This window comes from Bacteroides thetaiotaomicron VPI-5482, from assembly GCF_000011065.1.
Taxonomy (GTDB): domain Bacteria; phylum Bacteroidota; class Bacteroidia; order Bacteroidales; family Bacteroidaceae; genus Bacteroides; species Bacteroides thetaiotaomicron.
Genome location: NC_004663.1, coordinates 5,552,036 through 5,567,573 on the forward strand (window position 1 = coordinate 5,552,036; position 15,538 = coordinate 5,567,573).

The 15,538-nt window shown below is 40.3% G+C and carries 14 protein-coding genes; all 14 read right to left on the reverse strand.

The features are described from left to right. Positions 1–57 precede the first annotated feature (57 nt). Entirely contained in the window at positions 58–804 is a 747-nt protein-coding gene (locus tag BT_RS21260; protein WP_008759889.1) for a shikimate dehydrogenase family protein, read from the reverse strand. A gap of 38 nt (positions 805–842) precedes the next feature. Continuing rightward, positions 843–1,580 carry a bifunctional demethylmenaquinone methyltransferase/2-methoxy-6-polyprenyl-1,4-benzoquinol methylase UbiE gene (gene ubiE, locus BT_RS21265; protein WP_008764422.1) on the reverse strand — a complete coding sequence of 246 codons (738 nt, stop codon included), beginning with the start codon at positions 1,578–1,580 and terminating at the stop codon, positions 843–845. A 2-nt stretch (positions 1,581–1,582) separates the two neighbouring features. Next, positions 1,583–2,527, reverse strand: coding sequence for a phosphoribosylaminoimidazolesuccinocarboxamide synthase (locus BT_RS21270; RefSeq protein WP_008759891.1), 945 nt, complete (start codon positions 2,525–2,527; stop codon positions 1,583–1,585). Between the two features lie 46 nt (positions 2,528–2,573). Continuing rightward, a complete protein-coding gene (locus BT_RS21275; RefSeq protein ID WP_008764423.1) occupies positions 2,574–3,590 on the reverse strand; it encodes a PhoH family protein in 1,017 nt (338 codons plus the stop codon). 90 nt (positions 3,591–3,680) lie between these two features. After that, positions 3,681–4,358 carry a DUF5715 family protein gene (locus tag BT_RS21280; protein WP_008759894.1) on the reverse strand — a complete coding sequence of 226 codons (678 nt, stop codon included), beginning with the start codon at positions 4,356–4,358 and terminating at the stop codon, positions 3,681–3,683. Positions 4,359–4,441: 83 nt separating this feature from the next. Beyond that, positions 4,442–6,100, reverse strand: coding sequence for a flotillin family protein (locus BT_RS21285; protein ID WP_008764424.1), 1,659 nt, complete (start codon positions 6,098–6,100; stop codon positions 4,442–4,444). A 20-nt stretch (positions 6,101–6,120) separates the two neighbouring features. After that, positions 6,121–6,618, reverse strand: a complete 498-nt coding sequence (locus BT_RS21290) for a hypothetical protein (protein ID WP_008764425.1) — start codon at positions 6,616–6,618, stop codon at positions 6,121–6,123. Between the two features lie 321 nt (positions 6,619–6,939). Then, entirely contained in the window at positions 6,940–8,013 is a 1,074-nt protein-coding gene (locus BT_RS21295; RefSeq protein ID WP_008759897.1) for a Fic family protein, read from the reverse strand. A 299-nt stretch (positions 8,014–8,312) separates the two neighbouring features. Beyond that, on the reverse strand, positions 8,313–8,474 hold the full coding sequence (locus tag BT_RS21300) for a hypothetical protein (protein ID WP_162303118.1): 162 nt from the start codon (positions 8,472–8,474) through the stop codon (positions 8,313–8,315). A gap of 145 nt (positions 8,475–8,619) precedes the next feature. Next, entirely contained in the window at positions 8,620–8,880 is a 261-nt protein-coding gene (locus tag BT_RS21305; RefSeq protein ID WP_008764427.1) for a hypothetical protein, read from the reverse strand. A gap of 22 nt (positions 8,881–8,902) precedes the next feature. Further along, entirely contained in the window at positions 8,903–11,779 is a 2,877-nt protein-coding gene (locus BT_RS21310) for a fimbrial protein (RefSeq protein WP_008764428.1), read from the reverse strand. A gap of 18 nt (positions 11,780–11,797) precedes the next feature. Next, positions 11,798–12,841: a FimB/Mfa2 family fimbrial subunit gene (locus BT_RS21315; protein ID WP_008764429.1), complete on the reverse strand. Its 1,044-nt coding sequence runs from the start codon at positions 12,839–12,841 to the stop codon at positions 11,798–11,800. Positions 12,842–12,854: 13 nt separating this feature from the next. Next, a complete protein-coding gene (locus BT_RS21320) occupies positions 12,855–13,937 on the reverse strand; it encodes a FimB/Mfa2 family fimbrial subunit (protein ID WP_008764430.1) in 1,083 nt (360 codons plus the stop codon). A gap of 118 nt (positions 13,938–14,055) precedes the next feature. Continuing rightward, positions 14,056–15,336 carry an Mfa1 family fimbria major subunit gene (locus BT_RS21325; protein WP_008764431.1) on the reverse strand — a complete coding sequence of 427 codons (1,281 nt, stop codon included), beginning with the start codon at positions 15,334–15,336 and terminating at the stop codon, positions 14,056–14,058. Positions 15,337–15,538: the final 202 nt, after the last annotated feature.

A 15,538-nucleotide genomic window follows, 5' to 3' on the forward strand; every position in this document is an offset into this window, starting at 1 on the left:
AAAATATCACGCCCATATTCTTAACTCTATCAGAAAACGGCTGTCAGCACCTTTATCTTATCGGTGCCATATTTCCCAAGCGGCAAATGCCTGTAAAAGTAGCATTTCCAAACCGTTTTTCGTAACAGCACCTTGTGCTTCTCCCTTTTTCATGAAAAGAGTGACGTTCGGATTATATAACAAATCGTAAAGCAAATGGTTTGGAGTGAGCAGTTCGTAAGGAATGTTGGGGCAGAAATCTACTTTGGGGTACATTCCTACCGGAGTACAGTTGACGATTACGGTGTATTCCTCCATGATTTCCGGAGTCAGTTCTTCGTAAGTCAGCATATCGTCGGTCTTGTGTGTCCGCGATACAAACACGCTTTCGATACCCAGATTCTTGAGTCCGTGATAAACAGCTTTGGAAGCACCTCCGGTGCCGAGGATCAGTGCTTTTTTGTGCTGAGGTTGTAGCAGCGGCTGAATAGATTGTGTAAAACCGATGATGTCGGAATTGTAGCCGACCAGTTTTACTTTTCCTTTCGGTTGGCGGATAATCTTAATGACGTTTACAGCGCCAATTTTAGCTGTATCCCGATCGAGTTCGTTCAGAAAAGGAATCACTTGCTCTTTGTAGGGGATGGTGACATTGAGCCCGCACAAGTTGGGATTCTCTTCAATAACTTCCATAAAATCATTGATATTGGGAATCTCGAAATTCACATATTCCGCATTGATGCCTTCGGACCTAAACTTTTCGTTAAAGTAGCCGATTGAAAACGAATGTCGCAAGGGGTAGCCGATTAAACCGTATTTTTCCATGACACGAAAGGATTAAATTAATTATTCATCATTCTTCATTATTTTGTCGCTGTATAAAGTGTGCAGATACCAAATGTCAACCGTCGGAAATGAACTTCGCCGAATCCGGTTTTCGATATGACTCCTTTCATGACTTCCCCTTGGGGAAATACTTTGATAGTGTCCGGCAGATAATGGTAGGCACTGTTGTCTTTGGAGAGGAGTTTGCCAAGCAATGGGATAACTACTTTCGAGTAGATGGCGAACAGTTGCTTCATGGGGAAGCGATCCGGAGTAGTCAGTTCCAGGATAACCAGATGTCCGCCCGGTTTCAGTACACGACACATTTCGGAGAGGCCTTTGTCCAGGTCTTCAAAATTGCGGATACCGAATGCTACGGTGATAGCGTCAAATCTATTGTCGGCAAAGGAGAGAGAAGTGCAGTCCTCCCGGGCAAAAGAAATTTTGTCCGAGAGTCCTTCCTTCTTTACTTTTTCACGACCCACGTTCATCATGCCTTCCGAAATATCCGTTCCGATCAGTTCGTCAGGATTCAGTTCGCGGCAAGCGAGGATGGCGAAGTCTCCTGTTCCGGTGGCAACATCCATGATGTGCTGTGGGCGGAAGGGACGGAGCCAGGCAATAGCTTTACGGCGCCAGCTGCGGTCTATACCTAAAGATAAGGTATGATTCAGTTTGTCGTAAGCATGCGCAATGTTATCGAACATACGTTCCACCTGCTCGGTTTTCTTACCGTCTTCGTTGTAAGGCTTGATATGTTGTTGTGGGTAATCCATGCTTATTTGCTCAAGAAATTCATAACGTTCTTTTCGATACGTTCAGCGATGTTGCTGGTATCTTCTTTCACAAATTTCTCACCGGTGATATTCTCGAACAATTCGATGTAACGATCGCTGATGCTCTGTACGATAGCCGGAGTCATTTCAGGAACTTTCTGACCATCCTTGCCTTGGAAACCATTTTCCATCAGCCATTCACGAACGAATTCCTTAGAAAGCTGCTTTTGAGGTTCGCCTTTTTCGAAGCGTTCCTGATAGCCGTCAGAGTAGAAGTAACGGCTTGAATCCGGTGTATGAATTTCGTCCATCAGATAGATAGTACCGTTGTGCTTGCCGAATTCGTATTTTGTATCAACGAGGATCAGACCGCGTTCAGCAGCGATTTCAGTTCCACGTTTGAAGAGAGCCAGTGTATATTTCTCCAGAGTCTCATATTCTTCGGGAGTAGCGAGTCCTTGTTTCAGGATTTCTTCCTTAGAGATATCTTCGTCGTGCAGTCCCATTTCCGCTTTCGTTGTCGGGGTGACGATCGGTTCCGGGAATTTCTCGTTTTCGCGCATACCATCCGGCAGTTTCACACCGCAGATTTCGCGTACGCCGCTTTTGTAAGTACGCCATGCGCTACCGCACAGATAGCCGCGTACAATCATTTCTACCGGAAAGCCTTCGCACAAAACTCCGACAGTAACCATCGGGTCCGGCGTAGCCATTTTCCAGTTCGGACAGATGTCAGTAGTGGCATCGAGGAATTTGGCTGCAATCTGATTCAGCATTTGGCCTTTGTAAGGGATACCTTCAGGTAAAACCACATCGAAAGCCGAGATACGGTCGGTTGCTACCATGACGAGTTTTTCGCCGTTGATGTTGTACACATCGCGCACTTTTCCGTGGTACACGCTTTTTTGTCCCGGAAAGTTGAAATCTGTTTTTGTTAATGCTTTCATTGTTTTATTATAATTACAAATTACAAGTTACAAATCACAGAAACGACTAGTTGTTGACCTGTTTCACCGGTCGTTCGCCGTTGATAACCAGTTGTTCATTCTTTCGTTTCTCCCTTTCGGCTTTCGCCTCCTTGTCGAATTTTTCGTAAGCATCTACGATGCGTTCCACTAGTTTATGGCGTACAATATCTTTTTTGTTCAATTCTACAAAGCTGATTCCCTTTACCCCTTTCAGGATGCGGAGTGCTTGCACCAGTCCCGAAGTTTGTGAGGCGGGGAGGTCAATTTGAGTCATATCTCCCGTAACGATCATTTTGGTATTCATACCCATACGGGTGAGGAACATTTTGATTTGTTGTACAGTGGTATTCTGCGCTTCGTCCAAGATTACGACTGCGTCATTCAGTGTACGTCCACGCATAAATGCTAACGGAGCAATCTGAATAATGTTCAATTCCATGTATTCCTTTAACTTGGCAGCGGGGATCATGTCCTGCAGAGCATCATATAATGGTTGCAGATACGGATCGATCTTATCTTTCATATCGCCGGGCAGGAAACCGAGTTTTTCTCCGGCTTCTACAGCGGGGCGGCTGAGGATAATCTTTTTGATCTCTTTGTTTTTCAGCGCACGGACGGCGAGGGCTATGGCAGTATATGTTTTTCCCGAACCGGCGGGGCCGATGGCGAATACCATATCGTTTTTGGCAAAGCCTTCCACCAGTTTCAGCTGGTTCTCGCTTCGTGGGATAATGGGCTTGCCGGTAACGCTGAAAACAATTACGTTTCCGGTCTGTTCCGCTTGCGGAGCATTCCCTTTTATAATGTCGATGATGACTTCCTCTTTCAGCGAATTATATTCGGCACAGTATTTTTCGAGTTTGGTGATATTTTCTTCGAAGGCACACATTTCCTCCTCATCGCCCAGCACTTTGATGACATTGCCGCGGGCAACGATGCGTAGCTTCGGATATAAAGCTTTAATTAACTGTATATTGGCGTTGTTTACGCCGTAAAAAATAACCGGGTCAATATCCTCAAGAACAATCAGTTTCTCTATCATTGAATCGTATTAAAGAAAAATTTCTGCAAATTTAGTGAAACGTTTTGGATTCTTCGGCTGTTTACGGGTGAATTTTATTGCAATTTATACTCATCGTGCAGTGATGTGGAAACATCCCTGTTTTAATTCATATTTTATGTAGCATTTATCGGCTTGGCGCAAGTCTCTCAACACTTCAGACAGAACGAGCTTCAAGGTATCGGCATTGACATCCTGCAGAGGTCGTCCGTCTTCGTCTTCCACCTTTTTGAATCGTTTCCAGCTGACGTCAAAGGTTGCGCCATAGCAATGGGCGGAGTTTGCGGAAGCATTTCCATTCCGACGGCGGAGACGCTTCACGTCACTCTGCGAACGTAGTACGGAAGTGACGATAATCTGATTTGGGTTCAACCCTTTTGCTGTCAGTGAATCAAGAAAATTGGAGCCGATGGTGTCGAGCAATTCACTGGCGCGGGGGACCAGATAGGGGATGGAATGCGTCAGAGAGTCTACTGTGTAAAATTGGTTGTCGGTGATATGGATAAGCTGTTCTTTCATCTTTTCGGCGGCGTCCCTGTCCTCCGGCGGGCAGATGCCGACGGCTTGGGCCACGGCGAGATGTTTATCATTCAAATCCGGGAAAGAACGTTTGTAACTGACTACACCACGGATGTTGCGGGGTTCGTTCAGTTTGAGAGACATATCTTTCTTTTTGCAGCCGGCAGTGAGAGTGACAAGCCCCGTAATCAATATAAATAAAGGCAGAAGGTGAAGTTTATGGTTATTCATTTTTAATATTTTGCTCGCAAAGATATAAAAAAATGCCTACCTTCAAAATGAAGGCAGGCAATCTCTATGAAATAATTTATTGGTTATTTCTTCTTCTCTTCTTTTTTCTCCTCCGGCTTTCCGGCAGGTTTCTCTTCCGTTTTGCTTTCCGGGTTGATGATACCCTTTACCGTTTCGCCGATAGGCAGTTTATCCAGTACACCGAGACTTGGGGCTACTGTTTTCACCAGTGAACTGAGGAAATTGCTTGTACCTCCGTTTCCTCCGTCGAATACGGTGATATTGCCTAGGTTCATGTGTTCGAAAGCCTTCACTTGTTCTCCGGCAATTTCCTTCCATTGGTCTACCATCTTGTATTGGATGGCGATGGCAGGGTTCGATTCTGCTGCTCTGACCATAGCCTCGAAACCTTCTGCTTCTGCGAGCAATGACCTCTTCTTACCTTCTGCTTCCGCTTCCAGTTTCAGTTGGATAGCTTTGGCTTCCGCTTCCGCTTGTGCCAAAGTCGCTTTTGCACGTGCTTCCGCTTCACGGGTAATCTTTTCGGCGATGGCATTTGCCTGAAGGATAGCCTCCTGTCTTGCGATCTCTGCCGGAACGATCTTTTCAGCTTTCAGTGAAGATTCTACTTTCTTCGCTTTTGCTTCTTCCACTTCTTTTTGGGCGATTTCCCGGGCAGTTTGTACGGCAGCTTCCGATTTTGCAGCGGCTTCACCGGCTTGCTTGTCGGCATTTGCCTGTGTGACGGCTAATTCGGCATTTGATAAGGCCACTTCCTTCTGTGCGTCATTACGTCCGATAGCCGCTTTCTTAGCAGCTTCTGCCTGTTTGATTTCCATGTCGGAGTTCAGTTCGGCGACACGGCTTTCCTTTTCGGTGTTTGCCTGCTCGATGCGGATATTCTTTTCCGCTTCCGCTTTGGCCACTTGCGATTCTTTTTCTGCGTTGGCAAAGGCTACCTGAGAGATTCTCTCCTTATCCGCATTTGCTACAGAGATTTCCTGTTGCTTTTTAGTTTCGGCGATGGCGATATCCTGATCTTTGCGGGTTTCCGCAACCTTTGTTTCACGTTCCTTTATCTGATTGGCAATTTTGATAGCACCCAGCTTTTCCTGTTCTTCGATGTTGGCTTGTGCTTCGTTCAGAGCCTTGCTTTCAGCTTCCTTACCCAGGTTGACGATGTAGTTGGCAGCGTCGCGGATATCACTGATGTTGATGTTCATCAGATACAAACCGAACTTGCGAAGTTCCGTGTCGATGTTGTCTTTTACTTTAGACAAGAATTTATCACGGTCGGAGTTCAGCTCTTCGATAGTCATGTCTGCAATCACCAGACGCATCTGACCGTATACTACATCCGTAATCAGGTTCTGTTTGTCATCCATTGTCAGTCCCAGCATACGTTCGGCAGCATTCTGCATCACTTCCGGGTCTGTGCTGATAGCTACGGTGATGGTAGTGGGTACGTCCACACGGATATTTTGGGCAGATAGGGCGCCTGTCAGTTTACAGTCTATCTGCAATGGTTTCATAGAAAGGAATTCGTAGCCCTGAATGATCGGCCATACGAAAGCGGCCCCACCGTGATATAACTTGGCTGATTTCTTTTCTCCCCCTGTTTTACCGTATACAACGAGGACTTCGTCACTCTTACATTTACGGTAACGCGACAGGATACCGATAAAAGTAAGCAGAATGACCGCCACTAGTATAGCAGCCATGATTAGCATTTCTTGTGTCATAAAATTGTGTATTTGAATAGTTATTTAATGTATAAAGTTCCGTCTTTGTAGCTGCTGATGATTGTTCTGTCTCCGGTCTGATATGCTTTTCCGGTTTCGGAGATCACGTCCACTTCGCGCATGGCGCCGTCCCGGTTTGTCTGTACGGTATATTTGTTATCACTTTGCTTGAAGTAAATGGTACATTCCCGTCCTACCAATTGATCGGTCTCTTCAGACCGGTTCACTTGCTGCAGTTGATAGGCTTTCTTATAAAGGAACCATACGGCAAAGACAAAGAACAGACCTACCAGAATTCCGATTGCATAACTTGCTATATCGGCATTTCCTACGAGGTACATATACCATCCGAATCCGATCCCGAAGTGGGTGAGACCTTTGAAAGATACTACGCTGCTGATATCAGCATCCACGTCCACATCTGCATCTATGTCTCCGAAGAAAATGGATAATACGAATTGAATAAGAAAAATTCCTGTAGTGACGAGGGCGATGATTAGGAAGATGGTATGACTCATAGTAATTCTGTATTAATATAAATGTATCAGTTATAATACTCCAAATATACAGGTTTATAAGAGATAAACAAAGATAATGTGATAAAAAGTAGATATGTTTCGAAAAGTTTTCATTTTCAGATTGCCTCTGTTCAATTACCTGTGTTATCAATATACAATTACTCTTGTATAATTTTGGGACCAATCCGGACTATTGTAACCGTATACGAGGAAAGGATTATTAGGCTTCATGGCTATTACATGTTTTACGTTATACATTTTATGTAATACAAAGAACACAATAAATAATCAGATATGCAAAGAATCACTCACATAAGATATTCATTTCTTGATCTCCCAAAAGCCATTACGACGTCCGTTTTTGCGTTCTATAATACCTCTTTCACTTAAGTTTACGGTCATGGATTTGACGGTTCTCTCAGATTTTCCTATGTGCTGTGCTATTTCTTTTTGTGTTGCATTTGGTTTTTCTTTGAGGTAGTTAAGTACGGCTATCTCTTCCAAAGTGCAGTCTAAAGTGCAATTTTTGCACTTTGGGATATCCATATCAGTCTGTTTTGCACTTTGAATGGCTTCCTTTTCGATTTCGTCGATCTGTAGATTTCGATTTTTAAGTTCATTTTGTTCGTTGAGAATCAGGTTTCTGAAGAATTTTTCTAAAAATTCGGTCGTGGCATACACACCTTTGGTTAGGTCATTATAGTTAGCTCTGACGAGAGCATTGCGGAAGTACCAAGAATGGTTGGCGAAGGTCTCGTTACTGAAATTGAATCCAAAAGTATGCAGATATTTGATCGTGAATACGGCTGTTGTGCGTGTATTTCCTTCACCAAAGGCGTGTATTTGCCATATTCCAGAAACGAATCGGGCAATATGTCTGATGGCCTCATCTATATTCAGATTTTTATAATCAAAAATCTTTTCTTGAGAGAAATCATATTCCAAGGTTTCGCGGATACTTCCTGCACTGGCATAAAGTACTGTTGCTCCTTTCAGTACCCATTCATTCTTTGTAATATTGTAATCCCGTATTTGTCCGGCATGGCTGAATATGCCTTCAAATAAATGCCGATGAATAGCCAAGTATTCGATAGGTGAGAATGTGAATGTATTCTCCGAAAGGATCTCTGTTATTCTGGCTGAGACCTTATCGGCTTCTTCCGTACGATCTTCGCTAGATGAACGGGCAACCTTTGATTTGTAATAACTATCAACTAATTGTTTGACCTCGTCAATAGTGATATCCCCTTCAATGTGTTGGCGGGCTTTTTCCTTCAAATATTCCGAAGGTTTAAGACCATCAACAGCTTGCAGGCCAATGGCTGTTTGCCAAGCGTATCCTTTCTCCCGCTTATGCGGTTCGCTCTGTCTTATGTATTCCTCGAAGTCGTTCATCTTTTACGTTATACATTTTATGTAATACAAAGAACGCAATAAATAATCAGATATGCAAATCATGTGAACTCCTGCGAATCATAACTTATGCTTCCGGTGAATTGTTGTTCACAAACAAAACAAGCTTTGTAAATATAGCTATCATTTTTGCTTCATTGACATGAAGCTATCACTTTGACAAGTTAAAAAGGCTTCTACGGGTTGGAAGCCTTTCTTATGGGCAATGCAATCTGAAGACATTTCGCGAATTATAACTTATGTTTCCATGTTTTCCTGTCAAAATCACCAAATCGTGAAACTTATTTTTCGTCCCATATGATAAAGGCTTCGCATCCTCGCTCGAATTCATCTCTTTCGGGGGTTCCTATAGCACCAAAATCTTCGGTGATCAAGTCTTCTATAGGAGTACATCCATTAATCTTTATTTTTTTATTTGTCATCATCATTTGTTCTCCTTTCATTTTCTTTTTGCACAAAAAATCCCCACCCACTCAGCGCTACTTTCACAAGCTGCCTCTGAGTGGATTGAGGAACACAAACAAAACAAACAATATATTGTGTAATTTCTTACTACGAGTTATGAAGCTTATACTCTTCTACAGTTTTTTATGCTGCAGGGCAATCAAGTACAAGCAGCGAATCTTCACACAGCGTGATGGAACACTTTTCCAAAATACTGAGGTCGATTTCTACTTTTATCCGACCGCAGACATCTTGCACTTTGTGTTTGAAGTCTACAAAGCCTTTCACAAATTTTTCGATTCGGTTGGCTGAATGCTCATAAGCATACCAGCGCCCGTTCTCTTCAAACAGATAGGCTTGGCGCATATCTGATGATTCTAGTTGCAGGATGTCTTTTGGTGTCATAATATTTACTTTTAAGTTTTATTTATTTAACGTCACGAACACAACGAACAAATGAACCAACAGTGCCTTTTGTTATTAAGTCCTTATCTACAGTAAAATGATCATTTTCGTTGAATTTCCAACATGTTCTTGTAAAAGAACCATATCGATAATCATAAGCATCTGTGACTTGGTATTCTACCAAACTCGGATCTTGAAGATAGATAATCATAAGTTCTCTTTGATTAGGTGCTCTCCATGAACCTTTATCAGACTTATTAGCATTCTCAAAGTAATTTGTACATACACTACGAGATAGTCCACTGTTTTTTACAAGTGATTCCCAGTTTGTGGGTCTTGGTCTATTATTCGATCCTCCCCATCCGTTGCTGGTCTCTATCCCATCAATTGTCATTCGTTTATTGGCAACTTGGAATGCAGTATAAGGTCTATTGTAAGAACTAAAATTGTGATGTAAATCTAATTCACCATTCTCTATAAATGAGGTACGTATACTTTGCTTATCTAGATAAGCCATCTGGAATGTATAACTATTATTCATATTATATATCTTTCCTTCCTTTTTACTTGTACTATTATATTGGGAACTGATTCCTAAAGTACGTACACATCTAAGCTTTTCGGGGGCTTTTGCATAAAGTATACCTGCAGCGGGACCAAAAGTGGCTCCTTCTTCTGACCACAGTCTTTGCTTATCACTACTAATATAGTGGTAAGTACCATAAGTTCCTATTTCTTTTTTATTATATGTATATGTTCCAGGTTGCTTATCACCATCACCAAATAGTGGAGTTGGTAAGCTTTCTGCACCTAAGAACATTCCAACTAACTGGTTGATGGCAGGCAAGAACCATTTTACTTCTGAGCCGCTGATTTTTCCATCATTGTTTTCATCTCTGTTACGTGCCATGCATGCTTGAATAGCATTTGCTGCATCATTTATTGTAAATGTATTCTTACCATTTGATAGAGTTTCTGTTCCGTAGCTACTTATATTGGTGTTGTTAACTACAGGATAGGTATTCTTATATCCATTTTCTTGAGAACTGCCGTAACTTCCGCTTTCCCATCCATTAGGTACACCTGTTTCATCTATATGTTCCATACCTAGCGCAGTTTTGTCACTATTAAATTTTTCTGTGCTGTAATAGGTTTGGATAGATTTTTGTGTGATCATATATTTCGCACTTGCATAGCTACTTTCTCCATCCGGACTTTTTTGTGGACTAAAGATTAGTAGTGCATAGCGGTCGTCTTTATTAACAAATTCTTCCCAATTTTCGTTCCCCCAATTATTATTAGAGGAAGTTTCTAGCGGATTATTTTCGTAAAAATATTCGTCTACAAATACTGTATAATAATATGTATTATCTTTATTGGTATCTTTCTGGTATTGATCTTCGATATCTGCTTTTAATTCAAACAAGTTAATCAATCCCTTTCCATCTTTTGGATAATTTGCCAATGTAGATTCGTTATTGCAACGTGCAAATCGCAGCCATTTGCAATCATGACCTACTACTGATTTGTCGTCATTATTTGTTTCTCCAAAAGGAGTTTTTACATAGAATTGCAATCCATCTTTCACTTCTGAGTACTTGAATTTTAAAATCAAATATCCATAATGAGCGTCTAGATTATATACAGTAGTCTGTGAGTCTACGATATCACCTTCTGCTCCTGGAGTATTTTCCGGATTTCCCTCCTCTGTTACTTCCGTAACAATATCTTCTACATTATTGATAGTTACATTATATGTATATTTTTTATTTCTTTCATTTTTGAAGTCAGCCGCAACATTATCAACATATCCCAAATGAATGACGTAAGTAACGTCGGCTACTCGTATACCATTGTCATTGTCTGCATTTTCAATTTCCATGTGCGCCTTAATCTCTACAAAGGTCGCATAAGGTTCTACATATTTATATTCTCCTGTATTTTTATGTTCATTAGTTTTGACCTCTTCTTCACGTTGTTTGTAATTCTCGATTGATCTACCTTCATAAGTTTTGGCATTCTTTCGGTTTTCTAACATATAAAAGTCGAAATCATAAATGTTATCAGTTTGTTCTCCAAACCTAATAGAAGATTCTGTATTCTCGTAATCTTCTGCTGTATTACCGACTGCATCAGCGTCTTGAGCTACTATATAAGATTTATTGGGCACATTGTATACTCTCCAACTTTTTGGAGTAAATGTTTTGATCTTTCCTCCATTAGCTTGCATGTTTGGAGTAATCTTGAAGATAATATGTGAGTCCAGACGGGTGAGGCTAATCTTTCCGCTAAGAGTGGTTGACTGTGCCGGAATGTTACAATATCCAGTTTGTGGTTGTGTGCTTCCATCTATATAAGCACCACTCATCACAAGTGCGGGCGACGAACGCTCCACATTCGCTTTGATTGTCAATGCTACAGACAACTTTTTAAAATCGGCTAATGAATTAACGTTCTCTAATGCTGCAGTGATATCACCACCTAGATCGTTACCTTTTACATTGGCTACTGCGTAGATAAGGCTTTCTCCACTAGTTGTTTTTAATGTTAGTGTGCCGGAAGAAACTTTCCCGTTTGCTTGGTTACCTGTAATAACATTCTTAATCAGATCACTGTTATAGTACCCTCCTCCAGTTTTTCTAGCCTGGTCGTTGTTGGCATTGAAGATGAGGACATACAGGTCGTTTACTTGGAATTCTCCTTCATCGCTTAATCCGCGAGTACTGACTTTCTGCATGGAAGGTATAGTGAATTTAAATCCGACCTCTACGGGAACTCCCTCTACAATCTCTGATGATTTATATATTTCTTCATCTGTACAAGCATTAAAAGCTATACAAGCTAATGTCAAGTATGTTATATTTTTTATTAATTTCAATATATTGTTTTGCTTTTTCATCTGATTATCCTCCTTGCATTAATTAAATGACGGAATATTCACAGTTTTTTCTTCCCATATTTTTACTTCATATTCTAAAATAGGATTGACATCTACTTCCACCTTTACATTAGTAATATTGAATACATACATATAGTTACGAAGAACGTCATAATCACTTCCATTTTCACTGAACATAATATCATAGTATTTTATTTGTCCTTTCACTTTTGCTTCTATCTTCAAATAGAGCTGTTCAGCTTTATCTACACCTATGTTCTTATGTTCTGGAATATAGAATTTATTCTCAATATTATTGCCTTGCGTTCCGCTCAGAGAGCCTGCAGACAGAGGTGTTGTTGCTTTAACAACATTGGTTGGGATAGAAGGTTGACCATTCGCATTGGTCGGAGCACAATATCCGCCATTATTGTAATTGTGTAAACTTACATTGGTGATTTCAAAGTTTTCCAATCCTTTACCGTCATTCACCGTTACATTCACTTTGGCAATAGCACGTTGCAATGTAAGTTCTCCTATATTATATTCTCCCGATTGAATGGATGCAATAGTTCCCTCTCCCCACATCGGAATATTTGTTGACCAGTTTTTGCCTTCATAACTATAAACCAATTGTTTATATAAATCAGCTTTACTGTTTCCTTTTGTCATGGTAGGAGATTGCACACCCTTACTTTCCGTATTCACCATTACCACAAAATCCATAGCGGTTCCTGTCATATATGTCTCTGTCAGTTTTCCTTCTACAAAGCGGGTTGCATCTCCGTTGGTGCCGCTTATCAGAATATACTTTACTTTCTCAACGAATTTTCCTCCTACGAAAGTGTATACTTGAACATCGTTAATTGTTCGTTCGCTTGCTAAACCTTCTGATGAGCCATTTATGCCTCGTGTGGAAGAAGTCGGGAAAGTTAATGCGAAATTGACTTTGCCACCTTCTATTAGTACTGCTTGGTCGTTGTTATCGATCGGACAATCACCCATGACTCCGTCTGAGACACACGATGTTGCCATCATGCATAAGATAGCTAGCAGATAATATGTCAAATGAGAGTATTTCATTTTTTGCTTTATTTTAAAGTTCGATATCATTGAGTTGGATGATCCAGTCGTTTACTTGGATTACAGTTTTGATGAGTGCCAATTTCTCATCTACAAAAATCACTAGTTCATATTTATCTTCTCGGTCTAAGTATTCTTGAAGAGAATAATTACGATCTTTATATTTTTCGGCATCTACTTCTTCGAAGTATTTCACCAAGTCGGAACTTTGGAATAATACTTCCTGAGTAGCAGTATTTTTGATTGTCAACTCCGGCTTTTGGCTTTCCACAAGTCTTGCCACGCTCATTTCGCTAACGATACCGTTGTATTGTTTGGCAGGTTCATCTGCAGAACTAAAAGCTCGGGTACTGACTACATCCGATGTGACATTGTATGGCTTGTAAGTCAATAAGTTATCTTCTAATAGCGTGTTGTCATAGTTCATGTAACCATTATTGTCGTATATGGCGCATTCGAAAGTTTTTTGTGTCAAGCGGGTTACAGGTCCTCCTGATTGGTTTACTTGTGCTACAACGACACGGATTGTATTGGTATTTTTTACTAATGAGACTTCGGTGATTTGCTGTCTGCCGCTACGAGTGGTAGTTCCTTTTTTAACCTCTCCATGCCAGAGTGAATGTAGGCTGTTGTCTACTATGTATTGTCCCTTTTCATCCTCGGTGGTGCTGCGAGTAGCTTCTTTGCGTAATGTTTTTACTCTTAATTCGTCAATTTTAGCTTGATTGGGATATAGCAAAGGGACTGCAAATGATTCATCATTTAATCCTGCCCATACCACCAGGTGGTATTGCGAGAGATCTATATCTACGTTCATCGCGTAGGTTTCTTCTCCTAATGGCTCACCTTCATCGGTGTTCTGGAAAACAAGATTGTTATTATCGTCAAAAGCGTAAAGAGTAACAGTTCTTACTTGTTCGGCGAATACATCCTTTTCTTCCATATTGTAGTCATACTTGAACTTGACACAATATTCGATGTCACAATTCTCATTGTAATCCAAAATGGAATCACAAGATGTAATTGCACCAGCCAATATTGTGAATAACAATATGTTATTTGCTTTTTCTTGTATGGTAGTTAGGATTCGTTTCATTGTTTTTACTTTTTATGCTTTTAAAGAGCGGATGTTTTGTTTGAATGTGATACTCTCTTCTTTCGGAGTATAATTTAGGGAGAAGAGACTTCTCCCTAAATTAATTTATTATAGTTGATTAAAGACCAACATTATTGATATGGATAGTCCAAGGAGCTATAGTAACACTCATCATTAATTTCGTTTCATTTTCAGGAGTTGGAGGTACAGGTTTCGGATAACCTAAATCAGCAATAGAAGTAACTTTTAGTTGGTACCAGTTATTGCGAGCGATATTAGCTCCAACACCAAAATGCTCGATAGGTGCTTGATAATAGCATTTTCCTCCTGCATATCTCATGATACTTCTGTTAGCCAAAGCTACGTCGTCATTTTCTCCAATACCAGTAAGATCAACATCTGCACATAATTCTTCCCAATTCTTGTAAATTTGAACTTTCCATGTTTCACCATCACTTTGTAATTTAGGTCTGCTGTAGAATGTTCCTGCTATTTCTTGATTTCCGTCATTTTCGAAGAAAACTTGTCCTTGATAAAGAACGCTGGTGCTAGTTGCTGTATTCCATTCACTACCTAAATTTTCGAGTACGTATGTTGTTCCTGTTGCATTCAACCATCTGTAATCAGTCTCACTTACTTCACCTGTTTTATATGGGTGTAAGAATGACGACCATGCTGCATTTCTACCACCAAGTACATAAGAATCGTCAGCTAGATTAGTGTATGTATGGCTCAAAATTTGTACATACACCTTTGGTCCTACGAAAGTGGGAGTTGTTAATTCATATTTGTTGTCTATAGAGCGCTTTGTCTCTTCTGTTAATTTTGCACTGATTCGTTCAACGCTAATGTTTGCTGTATTGGTATCTGTTCCACCTACAATTGCTTTTATTACAGTAGGTTCTCCATTAACATTGCTCATCATAAAATTACCAGATTTAGCTATTGTTTCAGCTATATAATCCAAACCTTCACTTGGTAATTTTTGTTTTCCAACCTTTAAATTCTCCAAACCAGTTGTTGGTATCTCCATAATAGGATTAATAAATGCGTAAACCTTTACATTGTTTCCTGCTTCAACTTGGAATTTCTCTGTGCTGTATATTCTAGCACCACTTTCAGTTTGTTGACCAAAGGTTAATCCTTTTACAACAATTCTTTTGTTTGTTTCAGTGTACTCTAAAACTGCTGTAATTTCAGTAGCTGCATACTCAATATCTATACCTGCATTTGTGCCACCATCTGATACAACTCTAGTTGTGGGAAACTGGAAATTGATTTGCATTGCTGCATTTTCACCATTTGTTTGGATTCCATCATTGTCAATGATTTCGTCATTGCTACAAGCTGTCATGGCTGCTACTGCCAAACCTGCTAATAATAAATTCTTTACTTTCATTTTAGTTTTGATTTTAATGTGTGATGCTATAATTCTTTTTTTTAGGGTTTGCATATTATACTATGTATGTATAATACGCTAATTGTTTTTTCTTTTTTTTAGGAGAGTCATCTAAAGGATGAGGGTCGTTTGTTTTGTTAAAACATCATTTTCTTTTTAATAGGAAGCCCTTATATTATATAAGGAAAAAGAAGTAACTTCC

What these genes read in the sequence shown, in the direction of transcription:
- BT_RS21325 (WP_008764431.1), bottom strand. Translation starts at nt 15,336, where the DNA reads ATGAAAGTAAAGAATTTATTATTAGCAGGTTTGGCAGTAGCAGCCATG.
- BT_RS21300 (WP_162303118.1), bottom strand. Translation starts at nt 8,474, where the DNA reads ATGAAAGGAGAACAAATGATGATGACAAATAAAAAAATAAAGATTAAT.
- BT_RS21270 (WP_008759891.1), bottom strand. Translation starts at nt 2,527, where the DNA reads ATGAAAGCATTAACAAAAACAGATTTCAACTTTCCGGGACAAAAAAGC.
- BT_RS21315 (WP_008764429.1), bottom strand. Translation starts at nt 12,841, where the DNA reads ATGAAATACTCTCATTTGACATATTATCTGCTAGCTATCTTATGCATG.
- BT_RS21310 (WP_008764428.1), bottom strand. Translation starts at nt 11,779, where the DNA reads ATGAAAAAGCAAAACAATATATTGAAATTAATAAAAAATATAACATAC.
- BT_RS21260 (WP_008759889.1), bottom strand. Translation starts at nt 804, where the DNA reads ATGGAAAAATACGGTTTAATCGGCTACCCCTTGCGACATTCGTTTTCA.
- BT_RS21290 (WP_008764425.1), bottom strand. Translation starts at nt 6,618, where the DNA reads ATGAGTCATACCATCTTCCTAATCATCGCCCTCGTCACTACAGGAATT.
- BT_RS21285 (WP_008764424.1), bottom strand. Translation starts at nt 6,100, where the DNA reads ATGACACAAGAAATGCTAATCATGGCTGCTATACTAGTGGCGGTCATT.
- BT_RS21305 (WP_008764427.1), bottom strand. Translation starts at nt 8,880, where the DNA reads ATGACACCAAAAGACATCCTGCAACTAGAATCATCAGATATGCGCCAA.
- BT_RS21275 (WP_008764423.1), bottom strand. Translation starts at nt 3,590, where the DNA reads ATGATAGAGAAACTGATTGTTCTTGAGGATATTGACCCGGTTATTTTT.
- BT_RS21280 (WP_008759894.1), bottom strand. Translation starts at nt 4,358, where the DNA reads ATGAATAACCATAAACTTCACCTTCTGCCTTTATTTATATTGATTACG.
- BT_RS21320 (WP_008764430.1), bottom strand. Translation starts at nt 13,937, where the DNA reads ATGAAACGAATCCTAACTACCATACAAGAAAAAGCAAATAACATATTG.
- BT_RS21295 (WP_008759897.1), bottom strand. Translation starts at nt 8,013, where the DNA reads ATGAACGACTTCGAGGAATACATAAGACAGAGCGAACCGCATAAGCGG.
- ubiE (WP_008764422.1), bottom strand. Translation starts at nt 1,580, where the DNA reads ATGGATTACCCACAACAACATATCAAGCCTTACAACGAAGACGGTAAG.